General features: G+C 70.7%; 17 protein-coding genes. 5 read left to right on the top strand and 12 right to left on the bottom strand.

Features of this window, described 5'->3' with window-relative positions:
* Nucleotides 1-8: 8 nt before the first annotated feature.
* Nucleotides 9-929, bottom strand: a complete 921-nt coding sequence (locus AB0G47_RS24810; RefSeq protein ID WP_360773777.1) for an AraC family transcriptional regulator — start codon at nt 927-929, stop codon at nt 9-11.
* Nucleotides 930-1,030: 101 nt separating this feature from the next.
* On the opposite strand from AB0G47_RS24810, the gene AB0G47_RS24815 reads away from it, so the two are divergent.
* Together AB0G47_RS24815 and AB0G47_RS24820 are read left to right on the top strand one after the other, a co-directional pair.
* Nucleotides 1,031-2,038: a zinc-dependent alcohol dehydrogenase family protein gene (locus AB0G47_RS24815; RefSeq protein WP_360773780.1), complete on the top strand. Its 1,008-nt coding sequence runs from the start codon at nt 1,031-1,033 to the stop codon at nt 2,036-2,038.
* Nucleotides 2,035-2,790, top strand: a complete 756-nt coding sequence (locus AB0G47_RS24820) for an NAD(P)-binding domain-containing protein (protein WP_360773892.1) — start codon at nt 2,035-2,037, stop codon at nt 2,788-2,790. Before AB0G47_RS24815 ends, AB0G47_RS24820 begins: the two co-directional genes overlap by 4 nt.
* A gap of 10 nt (nt 2,791-2,800) precedes the next feature.
* Here the strand turns inward: AB0G47_RS24820 and AB0G47_RS24825 are convergent, their stop codons facing one another.
* The 7 genes from AB0G47_RS24825 to AB0G47_RS24855 all read right to left on the bottom strand — a co-directional run bounded on the left by AB0G47_RS24825 (nt 2,801) and on the right by AB0G47_RS24855 (nt 9,979).
* On the bottom strand, nt 2,801-3,352 hold the full coding sequence (locus AB0G47_RS24825) for a glycoside hydrolase family 25 protein (protein ID WP_360773783.1): 552 nt from the start codon (nt 3,350-3,352) through the stop codon (nt 2,801-2,803).
* A 108-nt stretch (nt 3,353-3,460) separates the two neighbouring features.
* Nucleotides 3,461-4,648, bottom strand: a complete 1,188-nt coding sequence (locus AB0G47_RS24830; protein ID WP_360773786.1) for a PQQ-binding-like beta-propeller repeat protein — start codon at nt 4,646-4,648, stop codon at nt 3,461-3,463.
* A complete protein-coding gene (locus AB0G47_RS24835; RefSeq protein WP_360773789.1) occupies nt 4,648-5,427 on the bottom strand; it encodes a polysaccharide deacetylase family protein in 780 nt (259 codons plus the stop codon). The genes AB0G47_RS24830 and AB0G47_RS24835 overlap by 1 nt, the downstream gene beginning before the upstream one ends.
* A 394-nt stretch (nt 5,428-5,821) precedes the next feature.
* Nucleotides 5,822-6,430: an ATP-binding protein gene (locus tag AB0G47_RS24840; RefSeq protein ID WP_360773895.1), complete on the bottom strand. Its 609-nt coding sequence runs from the start codon at nt 6,428-6,430 to the stop codon at nt 5,822-5,824.
* A gap of 180 nt (nt 6,431-6,610) precedes the next feature.
* Complete coding sequence (locus tag AB0G47_RS24845; RefSeq protein WP_266870938.1) at nt 6,611-7,381, bottom strand: enoyl-CoA hydratase-related protein; 771 nt, start codon at nt 7,379-7,381, stop codon at nt 6,611-6,613.
* 63 nt (nt 7,382-7,444) lie between these two features.
* The gene (locus AB0G47_RS24850) at nt 7,445-8,689 is read right to left on the bottom strand and encodes an Ig-like domain-containing protein (RefSeq protein WP_360773793.1); all 1,245 of its coding nucleotides are present in this window, start codon (nt 8,687-8,689) and stop codon (nt 7,445-7,447) included.
* 171 nt (nt 8,690-8,860) lie between these two features.
* Entirely contained in the window at nt 8,861-9,979 is a 1,119-nt protein-coding gene (locus AB0G47_RS24855) for an Ig-like domain-containing protein (protein WP_360773796.1), read from the bottom strand.
* A gap of 293 nt (nt 9,980-10,272) precedes the next feature.
* Here AB0G47_RS24855 and glgX point away from each other — a divergent pair, with 293 nt between their 5' ends.
* A complete protein-coding gene (gene glgX, locus AB0G47_RS24860; RefSeq protein WP_360773799.1) occupies nt 10,273-12,630 on the top strand; it encodes a glycogen debranching protein GlgX in 2,358 nt (785 codons plus the stop codon).
* A 252-nt stretch (nt 12,631-12,882) separates the two neighbouring features.
* Here the strand turns inward: glgX and AB0G47_RS24865 are convergent, their stop codons facing one another.
* Genes AB0G47_RS24865 through AB0G47_RS24880 form a run of 4 tightly spaced genes read right to left on the bottom strand, consistent with a single transcriptional unit; the run spans nt 12,883 to nt 16,465 of the window.
* Nucleotides 12,883-13,524 carry a response regulator transcription factor gene (locus AB0G47_RS24865; RefSeq protein WP_360773802.1) on the bottom strand — a complete coding sequence of 214 codons (642 nt, stop codon included), beginning with the start codon at nt 13,522-13,524 and terminating at the stop codon, nt 12,883-12,885.
* Nucleotides 13,517-14,776 (bottom strand): sensor histidine kinase, encoded by a 1,260-nt coding sequence (locus AB0G47_RS24870; protein WP_360773898.1) that lies wholly within the window; start codon nt 14,774-14,776, stop codon nt 13,517-13,519. Before AB0G47_RS24870 ends, AB0G47_RS24865 begins: the two co-directional genes overlap by 8 nt.
* Nucleotides 14,777-14,822: 46 nt before the next feature.
* Nucleotides 14,823-15,566: an ABC transporter permease gene (locus tag AB0G47_RS24875; protein WP_360773805.1), complete on the bottom strand. Its 744-nt coding sequence runs from the start codon at nt 15,564-15,566 to the stop codon at nt 14,823-14,825.
* Nucleotides 15,563-16,465: an ABC transporter ATP-binding protein gene (locus AB0G47_RS24880; RefSeq protein WP_360773808.1), complete on the bottom strand. Its 903-nt coding sequence runs from the start codon at nt 16,463-16,465 to the stop codon at nt 15,563-15,565. The genes AB0G47_RS24875 and AB0G47_RS24880 overlap by 4 nt, the downstream gene beginning before the upstream one ends.
* A 184-nt stretch (nt 16,466-16,649) precedes the next feature.
* Between AB0G47_RS24880 and AB0G47_RS24885 the strand changes: the two genes are divergently transcribed.
* On the top strand, nt 16,650-18,668 hold the full coding sequence (locus tag AB0G47_RS24885; protein ID WP_360773811.1) for an ABC transporter ATP-binding protein: 2,019 nt from the start codon (nt 16,650-16,652) through the stop codon (nt 18,666-18,668).
* Nucleotides 18,665-20,857 (top strand): ABC transporter ATP-binding protein, encoded by a 2,193-nt coding sequence (locus AB0G47_RS24890; RefSeq protein ID WP_360773814.1) that lies wholly within the window; start codon nt 18,665-18,667, stop codon nt 20,855-20,857. Before AB0G47_RS24885 ends, AB0G47_RS24890 begins: the two co-directional genes overlap by 4 nt.
* Nucleotides 20,858-20,860 lie beyond the last annotated feature (3 nt).

The following is a 20,860-nucleotide window of genomic DNA, read 5'->3' on the forward strand; positions in this document are numbered from 1 at the left end:
CGTACGCCCTACCCGGCGGCCCGCATCCTCCGGTACCGCCCAGGCGCCACCCCGAACTCCCGCTTGAACGCCCTGGAGAAGGCGAACTCCGAGGTGTAGCCCGCCCGTTCGGCGACCTGCCGCAGCGGCAGGTCCTCCTCGCGCAGCAGCCGGCCCGCCGTCGTCATCCGCCACCACGTCAGATACGCGAGCGGGCTCGCCCCCACCGACGCCGCGAACCGGCGGGCGAACGCCGCACGGGAGAGCCCCGCCCGCGCCCCGAGCTCCTCCACCGTCCAGGGCCTCGCGGGGTCGTCATGGATCGCGTACAGCGCGGCCGTCACCGACGGGTCCCGCAGCGCTGCGGCCCAGCCCGTCGCATGCCCCGCGCTCTGCTCGCGCAGCCACCACGCCCGCAGGATGTACAGCAGCATCGTGTCGAGCAGCGCGGGAATCACGGCGTCCGACCCCGGCTGCGCGTCGGCCAGTTCGGCACCGAGCAGCTCCACGGCGGACCGCAGCGACGCGTGCTCCCCGACCCTGGCCGGCAGATGCACCACCTCCGGCAGCTCGGCGAGCAGCGGATGGGCGCGCGCCCGGTCCAACTGGTAGGCCCCGCACAGCAGCACGGTGCTCGCCTCCCGGTCGCCCTCCGTCTTCGGCCAGGAGCCGTCCGGGGCGAGGGCGAAATCCTCCAGCGGGACATCCGGCGCGCTCGCCAGACCGTGCCCGCGCCCGTGCGCAAGGAAAACCACGTCCCCGGGCCCGAGCGCCACCGGCTCCGCCCCGTCACCGGACGGAAGCAGCCAGGCGGAACCCTGGAGCACCACATGGAACCCGGCACCGTTCGACGGGGCGAACCGCATGCCCCAAGGCGCGTGCCTGTACGTACGGGAGGAATGCGGCCGCCCCGTCCGCATGGCGGCTATCGCGTCGCTGAGTACGTCCATGGCCGTACCGTAGCGCGCGCCGCACCCCGCAAGACGTACGGGTATAAAAGCGAGAGCAGCAGGCATGGTCCGTCTCGCGCAGCCCACCTAGCGTCTCCTGCATGACAACAACTACAGCGTCAACCACCGCTCGCACCGTGCTCTTTGACGAGATCGGCGGCCCCGAGGTCATGCGGATCCACGACGTGGAGATCCCCGCCCCCGGACCGGGCGACGTCCGCATCCGCGTCGAGGCGTTGGGCCTCAACCGCGCCGAAACCCTGCTCCGCGCGGGCACTTACTACTACCAGCCGACCCTGCCCGCATCCCGCAACGGCTACGAGGCCGCAGGCACCGTCGAGTCCGTCGGCGCTGGCGTCACCGCCTTCGCCCCCGGCGACACCGTCCTCACGGCGGCGAACACCGAACTGAGCGCGCACGGCGTGTACGGCGAGCTGGTCCTGCTGCCGCAGACCGCCGTCGTCCCACGCCCCGCCGAAGTGGACGCCGTCACCGCGGCCGCCATCTGGGTCACCTACTCCACCGCGTACGGCGCGCTGCTCCAGACCGCCGGGCTGCTGCCGGGCCAGCACGTCCTGATCACCGGCGCGTCCAGCGGCGTCGGCACCGCGGCCATCCAGGTCGTACGCCGCACGGGCGCGGTACCGATCGCCACCACCCGCACCGAGGCCAAGCGGCAGCAGCTCCTGGACCTGGGCGCCGAGCACGTCATCGTCAGCGAGCGCGAGGACGTGATCAAGGAGACCAAACGCCTCACCGGCGGCCGGGGCGCCGACATCGTGCTCGACGCGATCGGCGGCCCGGGTTTCCAGGACCTGGGCGAGGCGGTGGTCCGCAACGGCAAGCTCGTCATCTACGGCTGGCTGGACACCCGCCCCACGACCCTCCCGATGAACTGGCCCCTGTCCGTCCACGGATACGGGAACCCGATGGTCACCGAGACGGAGGAGGGCCGCCACCGCGCGGCCGCCTACATCAACTCGGGCCTCACCGACGGCACGCTCCGCCCGGTGATCGCCGAGGTCTTCGAGGGCCTGGACCGCATCCAGGACGCCCACCGCCTGATGGAGTCCAACACGCATACCGGCAAGATCGTGGTGAAGGTCTGAGAAGGCCGACCCACTCCGTTCGGAATACCTCACCCGTTCCGGAGGTTGGCTCCGCTACGAGACCGGCGAACCAACCCCCGGAAGGGCAAGTCATGAAGATCGGCATCATCGGCGCGGGCAACATCGGCGGCAACCTCACCCGTCGCTTCACGGCCGTCGGCCACGACGTCTCCGTCGCGAACTCCCGCGGCCCGCAGACCCTCACCGAGCTCGCCGCCGAGACCGGCGCGACGCCGGTGACGGTCGAGGAGGCCGCACGCGACGCCCAGGTGGTCGTCGTCACGATCCCCCTGAAGGCAGTGCCGAACCTGCCGTCGGGCTTCCTGGACGGCGCGGCCGACGGCGTCGCCGTCATCGACACCGGCAACTACTACCCGCAGCAGCGCGACGGGAAGATCGCCGAGATCGAGGAGGGCCTCACCGAGAGCCGCTGGACGGAGCGGCAGATCGGCCACCCCGTCGTCAAGGCCTTCAACGGCACCTACGCCCACGACATCCTCGACAAGCCCCGGGCCAAGGGCACCCCGGGCCGCGTCGCACTGCCGGTGTCCGGCGACGACGAGGCCGCCAAGAAGGTCGTACGCGATCTGCTCGACGAGATCGGCTTCGACACCGTCGACACGGGCGGCCAGGACGAGTCGTGGCGCCAGCAGCCCGGCACCGCGGTCTACGGCCTCGCGGCGGACGTGGACGCGGTCACCAAGGCCCTGTCCGAGGCGTCCCCGGAGCGCACGGCGGAGTGGCGGGCCTGAGGCCCGTGGACTAGGGCTTCGCCCAGTCCCGCAGCGCCTGCTCGCTCTCGAAATCCGCCACATTCTTGTCCAGCGGCGTCGACGTGTACTGGTGGATCCGCCACTTCGCCTTGATGCGCGGCTTGCCCGCCGTCACGTAGTCGGCGATCCAGAGGCCGTCACCCGCGTAGGACGTGGTGTCCCGATTTAGCCAGAAATCCCGGTTCGCGTACAACAGAACCTTATGTGACGGCCGCAGCCGCTTCACCTCCCGAATGAAGCGGTCCTTCTCGGCGTTCGACGCGGCCGTATGATCCCCCGTCCACTCCCAGTCCACCGCCAGCAAGTCCCCTGATTTCTCAGGGGCCTTGCTGACGAAATACTCCGCCTGGGCCGTGATGTTGCCGGGCCACAGGAAGTGGTAGAAGCCGACCACGCAGCCGCCGTCCCGTGCCAGCTTCGTCTGCGCCGTCAGTCTCGGGTTGATGTACGAACGGCCCTCTGTCGCCTTGATGATGACGAAGGAGAGGCCGTCCGTGTCGAACGTGGACTGGTACGAGCTGACGTCGATGCCTCGGATCATGCGCGGCCTCCTGTGGGGCAGAGGAACGGGGCGGTGGATCTAACCTCCCCGTTCCCGGTGGCCGCGGTCGTCAACCGTTGAATGACTCGGGCTCGGTGCTCGGTGAACTCAGCGGAAGATCCCCGTGTGCCCCAGGGAGTAGCGGCCCGGCTGCGGGTAGACCGCGAGGCCGTGCGGGCCGCCGCCGACGGGGATGCGGGCGATCTGGACTCCGGTGCGGGTGTCGATGGCGTACACCTCGGAGTCGTAACGGCCGGACAGCCAGAGCGTGTTGCCGTCCGCGGAGACGCCGCCCATGTCGGGGCTGCCGCCCTGGGGGAGCTTCCACTTCTTGGTGAGCTTGTTCTTGGGGAAGTCGAAGACGGAGACGGTGCCCTCGCCGCGGTTGGAGACGTACATCTCGCGTGAGTCGCGGCTGACGTACAGGCCATGGGTGCCCTTGCCGGTGGGCAGGAGCTTCGGCTTGTCGAACTTGTCGCCGCTCAGGACCCACATGCCGTGGGCCATCATGTCGGCCACGTAGAAGGTCTTGCCATCGGGTGAGACCTTGACGTCCTGCGGCATGGCGCCCTCGAAGGGCAGCTTCTGCTGGCCGATGACCTTCATCTTCTCGGTGTCGACCTTCAACAGCTCGCCGGAGAACTCGCAGGAGACGATGAAGTAGCGGCCGTCGGCGGAGAAGTCGGCGTGGTTGACGCCGTAGCAGCTGACCGGTTCGGTCTTGACCTTCTTCATGGTGTGCGGGTCGCGGAAGACGAGTTCGCGGTCCATGGAGGCCATGACGATGGCGTACTTGCCGTTGGGCGTGAAGTAGAGGTTGTAGGGGTCGTGCACGTCGACCGGCTTGCCCGCCTTGCCGGTCTTGGGGTTGATGGGCGTGAGCGTGTGGCCGCGGTTGTTGTTGACCCAGAGGGTCTTCATGTCCCAGGAGGGGACGACGTGTTGGGGCTGGATGCCGACGTCGATGGTGTCGATGACCCGGTACGTCTTGGGGTCGATGACCGAGACGGTGTTGGAGTTGGTGTTGGGGACGTAGACGCGGGAGGGGAAGTCCTTGACCACCGGGGAGAGCTTGTTGGGGCGGTCTGCGGCGTAGACGTCCTTGGGGTCGAGGACCGGTGGCATGCCGGGGAGGCCCGGCGCCGCCTTGGGTTTGGCGGGTTTCTGGATGCCCTTGGTGCCGTGGGCTTCGTCCTGGCGGGTGTCGGTTCCGCAGCCGGCGAGTGCGGCGGCGACGACGGCACCGGCGGCGATGAGTGCCGAGGTGCGGCGGGTGAGGTCGAGGTGGAGGGTCATCAGGTCAGCAGCTCCGTGGTCGTCACCGCGCGCAGGCCGCGGCGGTCGAGGTCTTCCAGGACGGCGGGGAGCGCGGCGACCGTGTCCGCGTACCCGAAGTGCAGGCTCACGACGGAGCCCGCGCGCACCTCTGAGGCGATCTTGCGGGTGACGGCCGGGGCGCCCGGCGAGGTGAAGTCGAGGGAGTCGACGTCGTACGAGAGGACGTGCGGGTAGCCGGCGCGGTGGGCGAGGCGGGCGACGAGGGGGGTCGCCCGCTGGGCGCGGGATGGGCGGAACCAGGTGCCGATGGAGCCGGTGAGGCGGTGCAGGCGTTCGGCGCAGCCGGTGATCTCGGCGTGGGCGTCGGCCTCGGTCATGTCGTTGACGGTGAGGTGGTGGTGGGTGTGGTTGCCGAGGTCGTGGCCGCCGTCGAGGATGCGGCGGGCGAGTTTCGGGTGCTGGTCGAGCCAGCTGCCGACGGCGAGGACGGTGATCTTGGCGTCCGCGTTCTCGGCGATGGTGAGCAGGGACCGTGCGGTGGCGGGGTCGCCCTGGCCGTGGAAGGTGAGGGCGACCTGGGGGCGGCCGCGGGGGCTGTGTGCGATCTGGTCGGGGAGGCCGGGGAAGCGGCGGGGTGCGGGGGCGGCCGCCGGGGCGGCGTGGGGTGCGCCGGGCGGTGCGTGCGGGCGGTCGCGCGTGGGGGCGGTGCCGGTCGTGGCGCATCCGGTGGCGAGCGCGCCGGTGACGACCAGGCCGGCGCCCGCACGCAGGGCTCCTCGGCGGTCGGTCTCGATCACGCGCCCATTTAATAGGCAAAGCGGGCGAAAGATGCCGATTGCCCGCTTCGGGACCTCCGCGGGTCGGGGCCGCGAACCCTCAGGACACCTGGGCGACCCTTGCGGAACACCTGTCACAGCCTGCGCTTAACCAGCGTTTACCAGGCAGGTGTCCCATCTCACCAAGGATTCACTTTTACAGTGTCCCGGTTTGAGGCGTTATGCACGGATAGGGACTTTTGGATCGCTGGCCCCCGTCTGCCATAGTCGGTGCCACGACCCCCATTGACCCGGGCTCAGGTCGTTTCAGCGGCCGTGGACCACACCCCATTCGTCCACGACGCTTCACGAAGGCCCCCGCAGCGCCGCACTCCGGCAACCGGGGGCTTTCGTGTACCCAGGACCCGGCGAAGCCTCAGCGGTCCGCGACCCGCATCTCGAACCAGGTCGTCTTGCCGCGCGGCAGCAGGTCCACGCCCCACCGGTCGGAGAGCTTGTCGACGAGGAAGAGCCCGCGGCCGCTGAGGTCGAGCTCATGGACGGGCATCAGGCAGGGCAGTCCGCGCGAGGGGTCGCGCACCTCGATCCTTATCCAGCCGCGCCGCCGCGCCATCTTCAGGCCGAAGACGCGGGCGCCGGTGTGCCGCACGGCGTTGCCGACGAGTTCGGATACGAGGAGGACCACGTCCTCGGTCATTTTCGGGGAGAGGCCCCAGTGGCGGAGCACGACGACTTGCGCGAGCCGGCGCGCGATGGCGGCGGACTCCGGGCGCGACGGCAGCGGTACTTCTGCGTCCGTCGGATTGCCGAACAACTCGAGCGCCTTGAGCGCGTGTTCGTCCTCAACCGCCGGCGACCAGCGCGCCGCGGTCGCACTCCCGTGCCGCCGCGGCTGTTCCATACCCTCCAGCCCCGCCATGCCCCCATCATGGCCGCCCCGAGCGCCCTCCGGGGCCGTTCCGAAGGAATAAGCCCCCCGGAACCAACCATTCCGGGGGGTCGAGTAGGCATATGCCAGTGGCAGTTAGGACCCTGCGACAGCCCGTCCGACCTGCGATGACTGCCCGCTTACGAGTGATCACCAACAGCCCCGAAGCAGGCAGGCTTAAGGCTCTCTTAAGGCTCGCATAATCCGCCCCTTCGGGGGACACGCGTGCTGACGCGCCCTCAACTGATCACATTCCAGGGGCACTTCAGGGGTACGTCAGAGGAACTTCGCCTTGCCGGGACCTTCCTCGACGAAGCTGCGCATGCCCCGCTCGCGGTCCTCCGTGGCGAACAGACCCGCGAACCAGGTGCGCTCGATCGCGAGCCCGGTGTCGATGTCCGTCTCCAGGCCCGCGTCCACGGCCTCCTTGGCGGCGCGCAGCGCGAGCGCGGGCCCCTGCGCGAGCCGCGCCGCCCACTGGTGCGCCTGCTCGTACACCTCGGCGGCGGGCACGACGCGGTCCACCAGGCCGATGGTGAGCGCCTCTTCGGCCTTCACCATGCGGCCGGTGAAGATGAGGTCCTTGGCCTTGGACGGGCCGACCAGACGGGACAGGCGCTGGGTGCCGCCCGCGCCGGGGATCAGGCCGAGCAGGATCTCCGGCTGGCCGAGCTTGGCGTTGTCGGCGGCGATGCGGAAGTCGGCGCAGAGCGCGAGCTCGCAGCCGCCGCCGAGGGCATAGCCGGTGACGGCGGCGACGACCGGCTTGGGGATGCGGGCGACGGCGGTGAACGAGTCCTGCAGGGCACGGGACCGCACGATCATCGCCGCGTGGTCCATGTCCTGCATCTCTTTGATGTCCGCGCCCGCCGCGAACACCTTCTCGCCGCCGTAGATGATCACGGCGCGTACGTCGTCGCGCCGGGTCGCCTCTTCGGCCAGTTCCTTGAGCCGGTCCTGGAGGGCGATGTCGAGCGCGTTCATCGGGGGGCGGTCGAGGCGGATCGTGCCGACGCCTTCGGCGACTTCGAGATGCACAGATGTCATGCGAGGCACGTTAGCCGTGCCCCGCATGACAGCGACATGCGGCCGGGAATCCCGGCGGGCCTGTCAGGCCTTCCACTTCTCCCAGGACATGTTCCAGCCGTTGAAGCCGTTCTCGGGCTGGATCGTCTTGTCCGCCGAGTTCTTCACGACCACCAGGTCCCCGACGAGGGAGTTGTTGAAGAACCATCCTCCGGGCGTCTTCTTGCTGTATCCGCCGCGTACGTCGCTCAGGCCGACACAGCCGTGGCTGGCGTTCGTGTTGCCGAAGGCGCCGCCCGACCAGTAGTTGCCGTGGATGAACGTGCCCGAGTTGGACAGGCGCATCGCGTGCGGGACGTCCTTGATGTCGTACTCGCCGCCGAAGCCGACCGTGTCGCCGTTCATCCGCGTGACCTGAAGCTTCTCGCTGATGACCATCTGGCCGTTGTACGTCGTCGTGCCGGGGGCGCCCGCGGTGATCGGGATCTTCTTGATCTGCTTGCCGTCCCGGACGACCTTCATCTGGTGGGACTTGGCGTCGACGGTGGACACCTGGCTGCGGCCGATGGTGAACTTCAGGGTCTTGGCCTGCTCGCCGTACACGCCGGGCCGTCCCTCGACGCCGTCGAGGTTGAGGTTGACGGTGACCTTCGTGCCCGCCTTCCAGTACTTCTCGGGGCGGAAGTCGATGCGGTCGTTGCCGAACCAGTGACCCTCGACCGGCACGGACGGCTCGGTCTTGATCTCGATGGCCTTCTCGACGTCCTCGGGCGCGGTGATCCCGCGGTTGAAGTGGACGGAGAACGGCATCCCGACGCCGACCTTCGAGCCGTCCTCCGGAGTGAACTGGCCGACGAAGGTGTTCTTCGGGGTCAGCGTCGTGAACGACGTGTCCTTGGCGGACTCACGGCCCTCGGAGTCCTTGGCTATCGCGTGGACCTTGTACTTCGTGGAGGCCGCGAGGTGGTGCGCGGGCGTCCATGTCGCGCCACCCGAAGTGATCTTGCCGGGGACCGGATTGCCCTTGCTGTCCTCGACCTTGACCTGGGACAGCTTGCCCTTGTCGGCGGCTATCTTCAGGGCCCCGCTGGTGGCCACCGACTCCGCGCCGTCCTTCGGGGCCACGGTCACCACGGCCGTCGACGGCGCGTTCTTGTCGGCCGCCTTGCCCTTGCCGTCGTCCCCCGAGTCCGAGCCGCCGCCCCCGCCGCAGGCCGTGACCAACAGCAGTGTCACACCCGATGCCACCGCAAAGAGGCCCTTGCTCCCCCGCCGCCGTGCGCTCCCCCGCGCACCAACCGACGGCCCCGATATCGGTCGCCCGTTCACGATGTTGTCTCCCCTCACACGGCCTGGTCAGGCCCGCACCCCAGTGCATTGGCGCGTGCCGACACGCGCCCCGCGCTAGATAACCACACGGTCCTGACCGATGACTCCCCGCCAATGTCACTGTTCAGTCCCAACTGCGCATGCAGTGCGGTCCCCACCTCAACTCCTGGCTCAGGGCCTGGCCTCAGGCTTGGTGCCGGGCGGTGCCGTCCAGTCCTTCCACTCCATGTTCCAGCCACCGAGCCCGTTGTCAGGAGCGACTTTCTTGTCATGGCTGTTGACAACTTCCACGACGTCACCAATCAGACTCCGGTCGAAGAACCAGCCCGCCGGGGTCTGTGAGCTGCCGCCCTTCACATCGCGCAGGCCCACACAGCCGTGGCTGACATTGGTGTTGCCAGGGGCGTCCGGCGACCAGTAGTTGCCGTGCAGGAAGGTGCCGGACGTGGTCAGGCGCATGGCGTGCGGGACGTCGGGGATGTCGTACTCGCCGCCGAAGCCGACGGTGCGGCTGTTCATGCGGGTCACCTCGAGCATCTCGGTGACCACCATCTTCCCGTTGTACGTCGTCGTCTTCGGGGCCCCTGCCGTGATCGGCACCGTGGAGAGGAGCTCGCCGTCGCGGCGTACTTCCATCGTGTGCTCGGCGGCGTCGACCAGGGAATGCTGGCTGCGGCCGACGGTGAAGGCGAAGCTCTTGTCCTGGAGGCCGTAGACGCCGGGGGCGGCCTCGATGTCGCGCAGGCGCAGGCCGACGGTGACCTTGGTGCCGGGCTTCCAGTACTTCTCGGGGCGGAAGTCGACGCGGGTCTTGCCGAACCAGTGCGGGCGTACGTCGACGGCCGGTTCGGCGGTGACGTGGATGGCGCGCTGGACGGCCTCGCGGTTCTCGATCTCCCGGTTGAACTCCAGGGAGACGATCATGCCGGTGCCGACGGTGGAGCGGTTCTCCGGCGTCACGTATCCGATGAACCGCTCGTCGGGTACGTACGTCGTGAACGTCGTGTGCCGGGCGGAGCGGTGGCCGTGGCCGTCGAGGGCGACGGCGTGCACCGAGTACTTCGCGGCGAGCGCCAGGTCGCCGTCGTCCAGCGGCTTCCAGGTCGTGCCGCTCTCGTCGATGCGGCCGGGGACCGGGACTTCCTGGGCGTCCTGCACCCGGCTGACCTTCACCGATTCGAGGCGTCCGTCGGGGACCTTCACCTGGAGCCGTTCGTCGCCCTTGACGCCCTTGCTGCCGTCGTCGGGGGTCACCCGGATCGTGTCGGCGGGCGAGCGCGGCTTGCCCATGAGGCGGTCGATGCCGCCTGAGTCACCGCTGCATCCCGCGGCTGCGGCCAGCAGTCCTGCCCATGTCACTACGGCGGCCAGCGCGGCCCCTGCGCGCCGTGCGCGCCTCGCTACCTGTCTCACGTCCGTCCCAACGACCGTCCCCCTCCTGGGGAAACGTGAGTGCGACGCACCCGCTGGGCAGAACAGTGGGGAGGACGGCGCGGGGAGCCTTGGGGTCCGCTCGCGTCGTCCGGTCTGGTAAGCCCCGGCCGCCGGGACGCGGCGGGGGTCGAGCCGCGGGAGGCGAGTGGGTGTCCAGCGCAGCCGAACAGGAAGCACTGCGGGGTGGGCGGCGCGGGACGGGCGCGGCCGTGGCCGGGCAGCCCGCCGCCGTGAACGGGACATCGGCGGGTGCGCCCGCCGTGCGCGCTCCGGCGCGGGACGCGGCCGCCGAGGCGCGGCGGCCGCCGGTGTGGCCGGGGGCGCCGACGCCGCTCGGGGCTCGGTTCAGGGTGGGGCCCGATGGCGTCGCGGGCACCAACTTCGCGCTGTGGGCGGGCGGTGCGGAGGCCGTCGAGCTGTGTCTCTTCGACGACAGCGACGACGGTGACGACGGGGGCGGCGGTGCCGGCGGGGGCGGCGTCGAGACACGCTGTCCGCTGACCGAGCTGACGCACGAGATCTGGCACGGCTTCGTGCCGGGAGTCCGTCCGGGGCAGCGTTACGGCTATCGCGTGCACGGCCGCTGGGACCCCTGGACGGGCGCCCGCTGGAACCCGGCGAAGCTGCTCCTCGACCCGTACGCGCGCGCGGTGGACGGCGACTTCGGGGCGCGCGGGCTGCCGCCCGAGGTGTACGGGCATGTGCGGGACTGGCCCCAGCAGCAGGTGGCCGACACGGTGCGGGACGACCGGGACTCGGCGCCGTACGTCCCCAAGGGCGTGGTCGTGCACGACGACGCGCCGGACGACGAGTGGACGGACGACCGGCGCCCCAAGACACCGTGGGCGGACTCGGTCATCTACGAGGTGCATGTCCGGGGCTTCACGAAACTGCACCCCGGGATACCGGAGGAACTCCGCGGTACGTACGCGGGGTTGGCGCATCCGGCGGCGATCGACCATCTCGTACGCCTGGGTGTGACGGCGGTGGAGCTGCTGCCCGTCCACCAGTTCGCGCACGAGGACCATCTGCTGAGCCGGGGCCTGAGGAACTACTGGGGCTACAACTCGATCGGCTACTTCGCACCGCACGCGGCGTACGCGGCGTCGGGGACGACGGGGCAGCAGGTCGGCGAGTTCAAGCGGATGGTGCGGGCGCTGCACGAGGCCGGGATCGAGGTGATCCTGGACGTGGTCTACAACCACACGGCGGAAGCGGGCGAGTTGGGCCCGATGCTCTCCCTGAAGGGCATCGACAACCGCGGCTACTACCGGCTCCAGCCGTCCGACGCGCGGCGGTACGCGGACTACACGGGGTGCGGGAACACGCTCCAGGTCGTCCAGCCGCACGTCCTGCGCCTCATCACGGACTCGCTGCGGTACTGGGTGACGGAAATGGGAGTGGACGGCTTCCGCTTCGATCTGGCGGCGGCGCTGGCTCGCTCCTTCCACGACGTGGACATGCTGTCGCCGTTCCTCGCGGTGATCGCCCAAGACCCGGTCCTGCGGCGGGTGAAGCTGATCGCCGAACCGTGGGACGTGGGGTCCGGGGGCTATCAGGTGGGGGCGTTCCCTCCGCTGTGGACGGAGTGGAACGACCGCTACCGGGGCGCCGTACGGGACTTCTGGCGGGGCGCGCTGCCCGATGTGCGGGACCTGGGCTACCGGCTCTCCGGGTCGAGCGACCTCTACGCCTGGGGCGGGCGGCGGCCGTACGCGTCGGTGAACTTCGTGACGGCGCACGACGGGTTCACGCTGCGGGACCTGGTCTCCTACGAGCGCAAGCACAACGAGGCCAACGGCGAGGGCAACCGGGACGGCTCGGACGACAACCGCTCCTGGAACTGCGGCGCGGAGGGCGAGACGGATGATGCGCGGGTGGCGGAGGTGCGCCGCCGGCAGCTGCGGAATCTGCTGACGACGCTGCTCCTTTCCACCGGGGTGCCGATGCTGGTCGCGGGCGACGAGATGGGGCGTACGCAGGGGGGCAGCAACAACGCGTACTGCCAGGACAACGAGGTCAGTTGGGTCGACTGGGGATTGCTCGAGGATCCGGGGTGGCGGGCGCTGTTCGACCTGACGTCCCGGCTGATCGCGCTGCGGCACGCGCATCCCGTGCTGCGGCGGCGGGCCTTCTTCTCCGGCCGTGCGCACTCCGCCGACGGGCTGCGGGATCTGGCGTGGTTCACCGCGCGGGGTGCGGAGATGACAGAGGCGGACTGGTACGCGCCCACGGCGACGCTGGGGATGTATCTGTCGGGGCGGGACATTCCCGGGCGGGACGCGTGGGGGGTGCCGGTGGTGGACGACAGCTTCCTCGCGGTGCTGCACGCGGGGGAAGGGCCGGTGAGTTTTGTGCTGCCGGGTGAGCCGTGGGCCGGCGCGTACGAGGTGGTGGTGGACACCTCCCTGGAGGAGCAGGGGGTGGCGCCGGGGGATGTCTGTCGGGCGGGGGGTGCGGTGACTGTGGCGGGGCGGACGGTTGTTCTGCTGCGGGTGTGTGGGTGAGGGGGTTTCCTTTCCCCAACCCCACCCCTACCCGAATCAATTCCGGCTGCGCCGGCCGCGAGGTGGCCGTGGATCACCGCCTTCGGCGAGTTCGTCCTCAAACGCCGGACAGGCTGAAAGGAGAACTGCGGCCGGGCTGGAGGGCCTCCGACGGGGTGGAAGACCTACTGACGGGGTGGGCGGGCAGCTGCGGAGATTCGGGTGGGCGGGCGGGAAAGATTCGCCGCGGAGCGGCGGGATCGAGCCTGGGGGTCAGCTCAGGATTTTTCGGGTGTATGCCACCGCTACCGCCGCCGCGCGGTCCTTCGCGTCCAGCTTGGCGTAGATGTGGGTGAGGTGGGTCTTTACCGTGGCCTCGCTGATGAAGAGTTCGCGGGCGATCTCGCGGTTGGACGTGCCCTTGGCGACCAGGACGAGGACCTCCCGTTCGCGGGCCGACAGTTGGTCGTTGCCTGATGTCGTCGACGGGGTGCGGACCGCCGAGACCAGGCGGGAGGCCACCGCCGGGGAGAGGACCGTGCGGCCCTCGGCGGCCGCGCGGACCGCGGTGAACAGGTCGTCGCGGGGTGCGTCCTTGAGGAGGTAGCCCGTCGCGCCCGCCTCGATCGCGGGGAGCGTGTCCGAGTCCGTGTCATACGTGGTGAGGACGAGGACCCGGGAGCGGGCGCCGCGCCGGGTGAGCTCGGCGATCGCGTCGACGCCGTTGCCGCCGGGCATGCGCAGGTCCATCAGGACGACGTCCGGGTCGAGGCGTTCGGCAAGGGCGACCGCCTCGACGCCGTCGGCGGCCTCGCCGAGCACCTCGAAGCACGGGTCGGACTGGAACATGCCGCGCAGTCCGTCGCGTACGACGGGATGGTCGTCGACGATGAGGAGAGTGATCACGTCAGCCATGGCGGACCAACGGTACGCGAGCCGACAGTGCGGTGCCGCCGCCCGGTTCCGATTCGACCGTGAAGGAGCCGGCGATGCGCTCGGCGCGGGCCCGCATGCCGTCGAGGCCGAAGCCTCCGGAGCCGCTGCGCTTGACGAGCGTCAGCGGGTCGAAGCCGCTGCCGTCGTCGCGCACGTCGAGGGTGACCTCGCCGTCCATGTAGGAGAGGGTGACCCCGACCCGGGTGGCGGCCGCGTGCCGGGAGGCGTTGGACAGTGCCTCCTGGACGATGCGCAGGAGGGTCGCCTCGATCTCTTCGTGCAGGGGCTCGGCGGGTCCGGTGACCGTGGCCTCGGCGCGGACGCCGGTGCGTTCGGCCCACTCCGTGACCGTCTTCTTCAGCGCTTCGGGCAGCTCGTCGTGTTCCAGGGCCGTCGGGGAGAGGTTGTGGACGGAGCGGCGGGCCTCGCCCAGGCTGTGCCGGGCGAGATCGGCGGCGCGGCCCAGGTGTTCGCGGGCCAGCGTCTCGTCGGAGGCGTTGGCGACGACCTGGAGCTGGGCGATGATGCCGGTCAGGCCCTGCGCGATGGTGTCGTGGATCTCGGCGGCGAGCCTGCGCCGCTCGTCGGCCACCCCCGCCTCCCTTGCCTGGACCAGGAGTTGGGAGTGCAGGGCGGCGTTCTCGTCCATGGCCTGCTGCAACGCGGTGTTGGCGTGCTCCAGTTCGACGATGGTGGAGACGGCGATGCGGTTGCGCTCGTCCTCCTGGGCCGCGAGGTGTGCGAAGACGATCAGCAGGGCGACGTTCACGGCGAGCAGCGCGCCGAAGACGGTCCAGCCGAGTTCGTCGTGCGGCGGCAGACCGCCGGACTGGGATCCTGCCATGATGACGGCCGTGGCGAACAAGCCCGGCTTCACCAGGCGCGGCGGCAGCAGCCGTTCGGCGCCGAAGTAGCCGACGACGGCGTAGAACGCGAAGAACGGGTTGAACCAGGTGAGGGCGAAGGCGAGCGCCCAGCGCACGGCGTAGTAGACGGTGCCGGCGGCCGAGGGGCCCGGACGGCTTCCGGCAGCCGCGCTCCACCACAGCTGGAGCGCGAGCCCGGCGCCCACGAGGGCCCAGGACGCGTACCACTCGCCCCGGCTCATGCCGACGACGCCGGAGGTGGCGAGCGCCATGAGAAGCCCGAAGCCGAGCAGGACGTAGGGGCCCCAGCGGTTGAAGAGACCCCATCGCTGCTCGATGATCTTCGCGGCGTCCGACGTGCTCATGGTCATGGCCCCAGTGTCGTCGACGGGCACCGCCCGGCCCATGCCCTCACTCCCAGCGGAACCAACGCGCCGCGCCGTACGTCAGCGCCACCGTCCACAGGGCGAGCACGCCCAGGTGCGCCCACCCCGGCCAGTCCCCCGCCGCCGCCTCGTACAGGGCCTGCGAGGCCGCGCCGAAGGGGCTGAACTCGACGATACGGGCGAGGGTTTCGGGCATGGACTGGACCGGCAGCCAGACGCCCGCGGTGAACATCGAGGGGAAGAAGACCGCCGAGCCGATCGCGGTGGCGATCTTCGATGTGCGGGAGAGCGCCGAGACCAGGGCGCCCATGGCCAGGGCCGCGCAGATCGCCAGGGCGAGGGCGACGACGTATCCGAAGGCCATGCGCGGCAGCGGTACGTCGAAGGCGATGCGGCCCACCACGAGCGAGAGCAGCGCCGAGAGCAGCGCGGCCGCGCCGTGCAGGCCCATCTGCGCGGCGAGCAGCGACGTGGGGCGCACCGGGGTGGTGGACATCCGGCGCAGGATGCCGCGTTCGCGGTAGCCGGTGATGACGGGCGGCATGGACTGGCCGCCCGCCATGATCATGGCGAGGAGCACCGTCACGGGTACGTACGCGTCGACCATGCGAAGCCCGCCGAGCGAGTCGTCGGCCTCCCGGAAGGACGGGATGGAGCCGAGGATCACCAGGAGGATGGTGGGGAACGCCAGGATCCAGAAGATCCCGCCTGGTTCGCGGGTGAAGAGGCGGAACTCGCTCTTCACGACGGCGGTGGTGGCGGCGCTCATGCGTTCGCTCCTGTCAGGTCGAGGAACGCGTCGTCCAACGTGGCGTCGGAGACCCGCAGTTGGCGGGCGGTGATGTGGTGCCGGGCGAGCAGCGTGATGGCCGCGTCGACGGTCGTGTCGGTGCCGTTGATCGTGTAGCGGCCGTCCCGCTCCTCGACGGAGGTGAGCTGCGGCAGCGCGGCGAGTTCCCGCTCGTCGAGCGGCGCGGACGGCGTGAACGACATGACGGTGGATCCGGCGGCCCGGCTGATCAGGCCCGCGGGGGTGTCGAGCGCGGCGATCCGGCCCTGGTCGATGACGGCGATGCGGTCGCAGAGGCGCTGGGCCTCCTCCATGAAGTGGGTGACCAGGAGGACGGTCACTCCGCTGTCGCGTACGTCCTCGATGAGCTGCCAGGTGTCGCGGCGGGCGCGCGGGTCGAGTCCCGTGGTCAGCTCGTCGAGGACGACGACCTTCGGGTTGCCGATCAGTGCGAGCGCGATGAACAGGCGCTGCTTCTGCCCTCCGGAGAGCTTGCCGAAGCGGCTGTCCAGCTTGTCGGTGAGGCGCAGGCGTTCGGCGAGGGGGTGCCAGTCGGCGGGGTGCGGATAGAAGGCGGCGTACAGTTCGAGCGCCTCGCGGACGGTGAGCTTCGCCTGCAGCTCGCTCTCCTGGAGCTGGGCGCCGAGGAGCCGGGTGACGCGGTCGTGGTCGGCGACGGGGTCGAGCCCGGCCACCCGGACCGTCCCCGTGTCGGGGATCCGCAGGCCTTCGACGCACTCCACCGTGGTGGTCTTGCCCGCGCCGTTCGGTCCGAGGACTCCGAAGATCTCGCCTTCCTCGACGGCGAAGGAGACGCCGTCGACGGCGGCACGTCCGCCGTAGGCCTTGTGCAGGTCGCGCACTTCGATGATGGGCATGGGTCGAGCCTCGCCGGTGGGCGGGGGCGCGGGCATCGCCCATCGCGCTCGAAGCGGCATCAGCCGATCGGTTGATGGCGGGTACGACCTCGCCGGTGGCGGTGGGTCTTAGGACCAGCGGACGAGCGCGTCCGGGCCAAAACTCGGTGGGCGCTGTCAGTGGCCATCCGTAGGCTCGCTCCTGATGCCGAAACCAGATGCACCGACCAAGGAAGCAGCGAAGGAATCAGCGGGGCGATCAGCGGGGGAACACTCGGGAGGGTCCGCCGCGCGGACCCTGCTGCGTCTGTGGCCCTATGTCCGCCCCGTACGAACTCGCCTGTTCAGCGCGGCATTTGTCGCCGTCCTCGCCTCTTGTACGGGGCTGGTCTTCCCCCTCGTACTGAAGTGGCTCGTGGACGGTCCCGTGGCCGAGCGGGACCTGGGCGGGGTGTGGCTCGGGGCGCTGCTCCTGCTGCTGCTCGGCATCGCCGAGGCGCTCCTCTTCGGCCTGCGGCGGTGGCTGGTGGCGCGGCCGCTCGCCTCCGTCGAGGCGGCGATGCGGGCGGATCTCTACCGCCATCTGCAGCGGCTTCCGGTGGCGTTCCACGACCGGTGGGCGTCGGGCCAGCTGCTTTCGCGCGGCACGACGGATCTGATGCTGCTTCGGATGTTCCTCGCCTTCCCGCTGACGTTCCTGGTGGTCAACGGCGCGACGATCGTGGTCGGCATGGTCATCCTGGTCGCGCAGGACTGGGCGCTCGGGCTTGTGCTGCTGACCCCGCTCCTCCCGCTGGTGATCTTCTGCGCGTACTCCGAGGGCCGCTACCAGGCGGTGGCGCGGCGGGCGCAGGACCAGGTCGGCGATCTGACGACCGTCGTCGAGGAGAGTGTGCTCGGCATCCGCATCATCAAGGGCTTCGGCCGCCACCGCAGTCAGGCGCGGGCGTTCCACGATCTTTCCCACACGCTGCGGGGCACGGAACTCGCCAAGGCGCGGCTGCTCGCCGCGATCTACGCGGTGATCATGGCGCTGCCGGAGGTCGCGATCGGCGCGGCGCTGGTGCTCGGCACGGTGCAGGTGGCGGACGGCGACCTGTCCACGGGCACGCTGGTGGCGTTCCTCTCGACGGCCCTCGCCCTGCGCTGGCCGGTGGAGTCGATCGGCTTCCTGCTCGCGATGAGCCAGGAGTCGGCGACGGCCACGGAGCGGTATTTCGAGGTGATGGACGCGGAGCCGGAGACCTCACCGGTCGGGGGCGGGCTTGGGGCTGAGGCTGGGTCTGAGGCTGGGGCTGAGGCTGGAGTCGGCATCGGCGTCGGCTCGGGGATCGGGTCCAAGTCCGGCGCCGGGGGCAGGGCCAGGAGCGGGGCGGGATCCGCCACCGCCGCCGGGTCCGCCACAGGCCCAGGGGCCCGGTCCGGCTCCGGGGAAGCCGGGCTCCGCTTTCACGGCGTACGGTTCCGCTATCCCGATGCCCCGCCCGACGCGCCGCCCGCGCTCGACCGCATCGATCTGCACATACGCACCGGTGAGACGCTCGCCCTCGTCGGTGCGACGGGCAGCGGCAAGACGACCCTGACGGCGCTGGTGCCGCGGCTGCACGAGGTGAGCGAGGGCCGCATCACGCTGGACGGCGCGGACATCGCGGAGATGGACCGCGAGCGGCTGCGCACGCTGGTGGCCGTGGCCTTCGAGGAGCCGACGCTCTTTTCCGCCTCGGTCGGCGAGAACGTCCTGATGGGGGCCGAAGCGGCCGCCGGGCAGCCCGAGTTGGCGCGCGCTCTCGACATTGCGCAGGCCGACTTCGCGCACGCGCTGCCGCAGGGCACGGACACACAGGTGGGCGAGCAGGGCCTGAGCCTGTCCGGGGGCCAGCGCCAGCGCCTCGCCCTGGCCCGCGCGGTGGTCGCCCGCCCCCGCTTCCTGGTCCTCGACGATCCGCTGTCCGCCCTTGACGTGCACACGGAGGCCCTGGTGGAGGCGGCCCTGCGCCGCGTCCTGCGGGACACCACGGCCCTGGTGGTGGCGCACCGCCCGTCCACGGTCCTGCTCGCCGACCGCGTCGCCCTGCTGTCCGGGGGCCGGATCACGGCGGTGGGCACGCACCAGGAACTGCTGCGGGAGAACGCGGAGTACGCGTGGCTGATGTCGGGGGCGGAGCCCGCTTCCGCGCGGGAAAAGGCGGACGACACGTCCGCGGAGGGGGAGACGGCACGATGACGGCATCGACACCGGCGTCACGGACCACGGGGCCGGGCGGGGAGGAAGAGCCGGAGGGCCGTCGCCACCCCGGCGACGAGCAGCACCCGGGAGCGGACGCGCCGGCCGGGCGGCGACTCCGTTCCGGTGCTGGGGCCCGCACCGATGCGGGGCCGGACGGCCGTCCGGCGGACCCCGGACGGGACAGCCGACTGGCAGAACCGGTGCCGGACAACCGACCCGCGGACGCCGCGGTCGCAGCCGCGGACCCGGACCCGGCCCCGGGCACTGGCACTGGCACTGGCACTGGCACTGGCACCACCCCATCGCACTCTCCACGCCCCACACCCACCCCCCTCAACGGCTTCCCCGCCCCGGAGGCGGGTGGGCCCACCGAACCCACGCCCCCCACCGACGACTTCGACAAGGACACGCTCCCCACCGCGCCCGGCGCCACCGCCGTCCTGCTCCGTTCGCTGCTCGCGCCGCTGCGCAGGCGGGTCGTGCTCGCGACCGTGCTGCTCCTGTTGCAGCAGGCCGCCGTGCAGGGCGGGCCGCTGCTCGTGGCGTACGCCATCGACAGCGGCGTGCCGGCCGTACGCCGCGACGACTACGGGCCGTTGATCGCCGTCGGCCTCGGCTATCTGCTGTGCGCTGCCGCGTCCGCCGGGTTCCAGTACGCGTTCATCGTCGCCTCGGCGCGGGTGAACCAGGACGTGCTGCTCGATCTGCGCGGGCGGATCTTCCGGCACGCGCAGGCGCTCAGCGTGGACTTCCACGAGCGGTACACATCGGGGCGACTGATATCGCGTTCCACCACGGATGTGGAATCCCTGCGGGAGCTGCTCAGCGAGGGCCTGCAGGAGCTGATCACCGTCATCCTGTCCTTCGTCTACATCTCGGTGATGCTGCTCTGGCTCGACCTGAGCCTCGGCGCCGCCGCGATGGTGTCGTTCGTGCCGCTCTACCTCCTCGTACGCCGCTACCAGCGCCGCGCGGGCCCGCTGTTCGGCAAGCGTTCCACCGCGATCGCCGCCGTCATCGTGAAGTTCGCCGAGACGATGAACGGCATCCGCCCGGTCCGCGCCTTCCGCCGCGAGCGCGCCAACGAGGCCGAGTTCGCCGTGCTCAACCACCGTCACGAGCGCAGCAACGGCGACGCGATGCTGGAGATGGCCCGCTACGTCGTCGGGTCCCGGCTCGTCGCCAACACGGCTGTCGCCGGCATCGTCCTGTGGGGCGCCTACCGCGTCACCGACGGCACGCTCGCGCTCGGGGTCCTCGCCGCCGCGGTGCTCTATCTGCGCCGCCTCTACGACCCGATCGACCGGCTCGGCATGTTCCTCAACTCCTACCAGTCGGCGGCCGCGTCCCTGGAGAAGGTCGCGGGCCTGCTCGCCCAGACCCCCTCGGTACCGGAACCTCCGGCCGAGTCCGCGCGCCGGCTGCCCGCCCTCGCCTCCGAACACCCGGGCCGCGAGGTCCGCTTCGACGGCGTGCGGTTCGCCTACCGCACCGGCGGCGAGGTCCTTCCCCGCTTCGACCTGACGCTGCCCGCCGGGCAGACCGTCGCCGTCGTCGGCTCGACCGGCGCGGGCAAGTCGACGCTCGCCAAGCTCCTGGCCCGCTTCTACGACCCGACCGACGGCCGGGTCCTCCTCGACGGGGTCGATCTGCGCGACCTCGCCAACGCCGAACTGCGGCGCGGCGTGGTCATGGTGACCCAGGAGGCCTTCCTCTTCTCCGGCACGGTCGCGGAGAACATCGCCATCGGCCGCCCGGACGCCACCCGCGAGGACATCGAGCACGCGGCGAAGGCGATCGGCGCGCACGACTTCATCGCCTCGCTGCCGGACGGCTACGACACCGACGTACGCAAGAGGGGCGGCCGTATCTCCGCCGGTCAGCGGCAGTTGGTGGCCTTCGCGCGGGCGCTGCTCGCCGACCCGGCTGTGCTCATCCTGGACGAGGCGACCAGCTCCCTGGACATCCCGGGCGAGCGGGCCGTGCAGCGCGCCATGCACACGGTGCTTCGCGGCCGCACGGCCGTCGTGATCGCCCACCGGCTCTCCACGGTGGAGATCGCCGACCGGGTGCTCGTGATGGAGCACGGCCGGGTCGTGGAGGACGGCACTCCGGACGAACTCGTCGCGGGCAGCGGTTCGTTCGCGGATCTGCACCGTGCCTGGCGGGACAGCGTGGTGGGGTAGGAC

Source organism: Streptomyces sp. NPDC021622 (assembly GCF_040640795.1).
Lineage (GTDB): Bacteria > Actinomycetota > Actinomycetes > Streptomycetales > Streptomycetaceae > Streptomyces.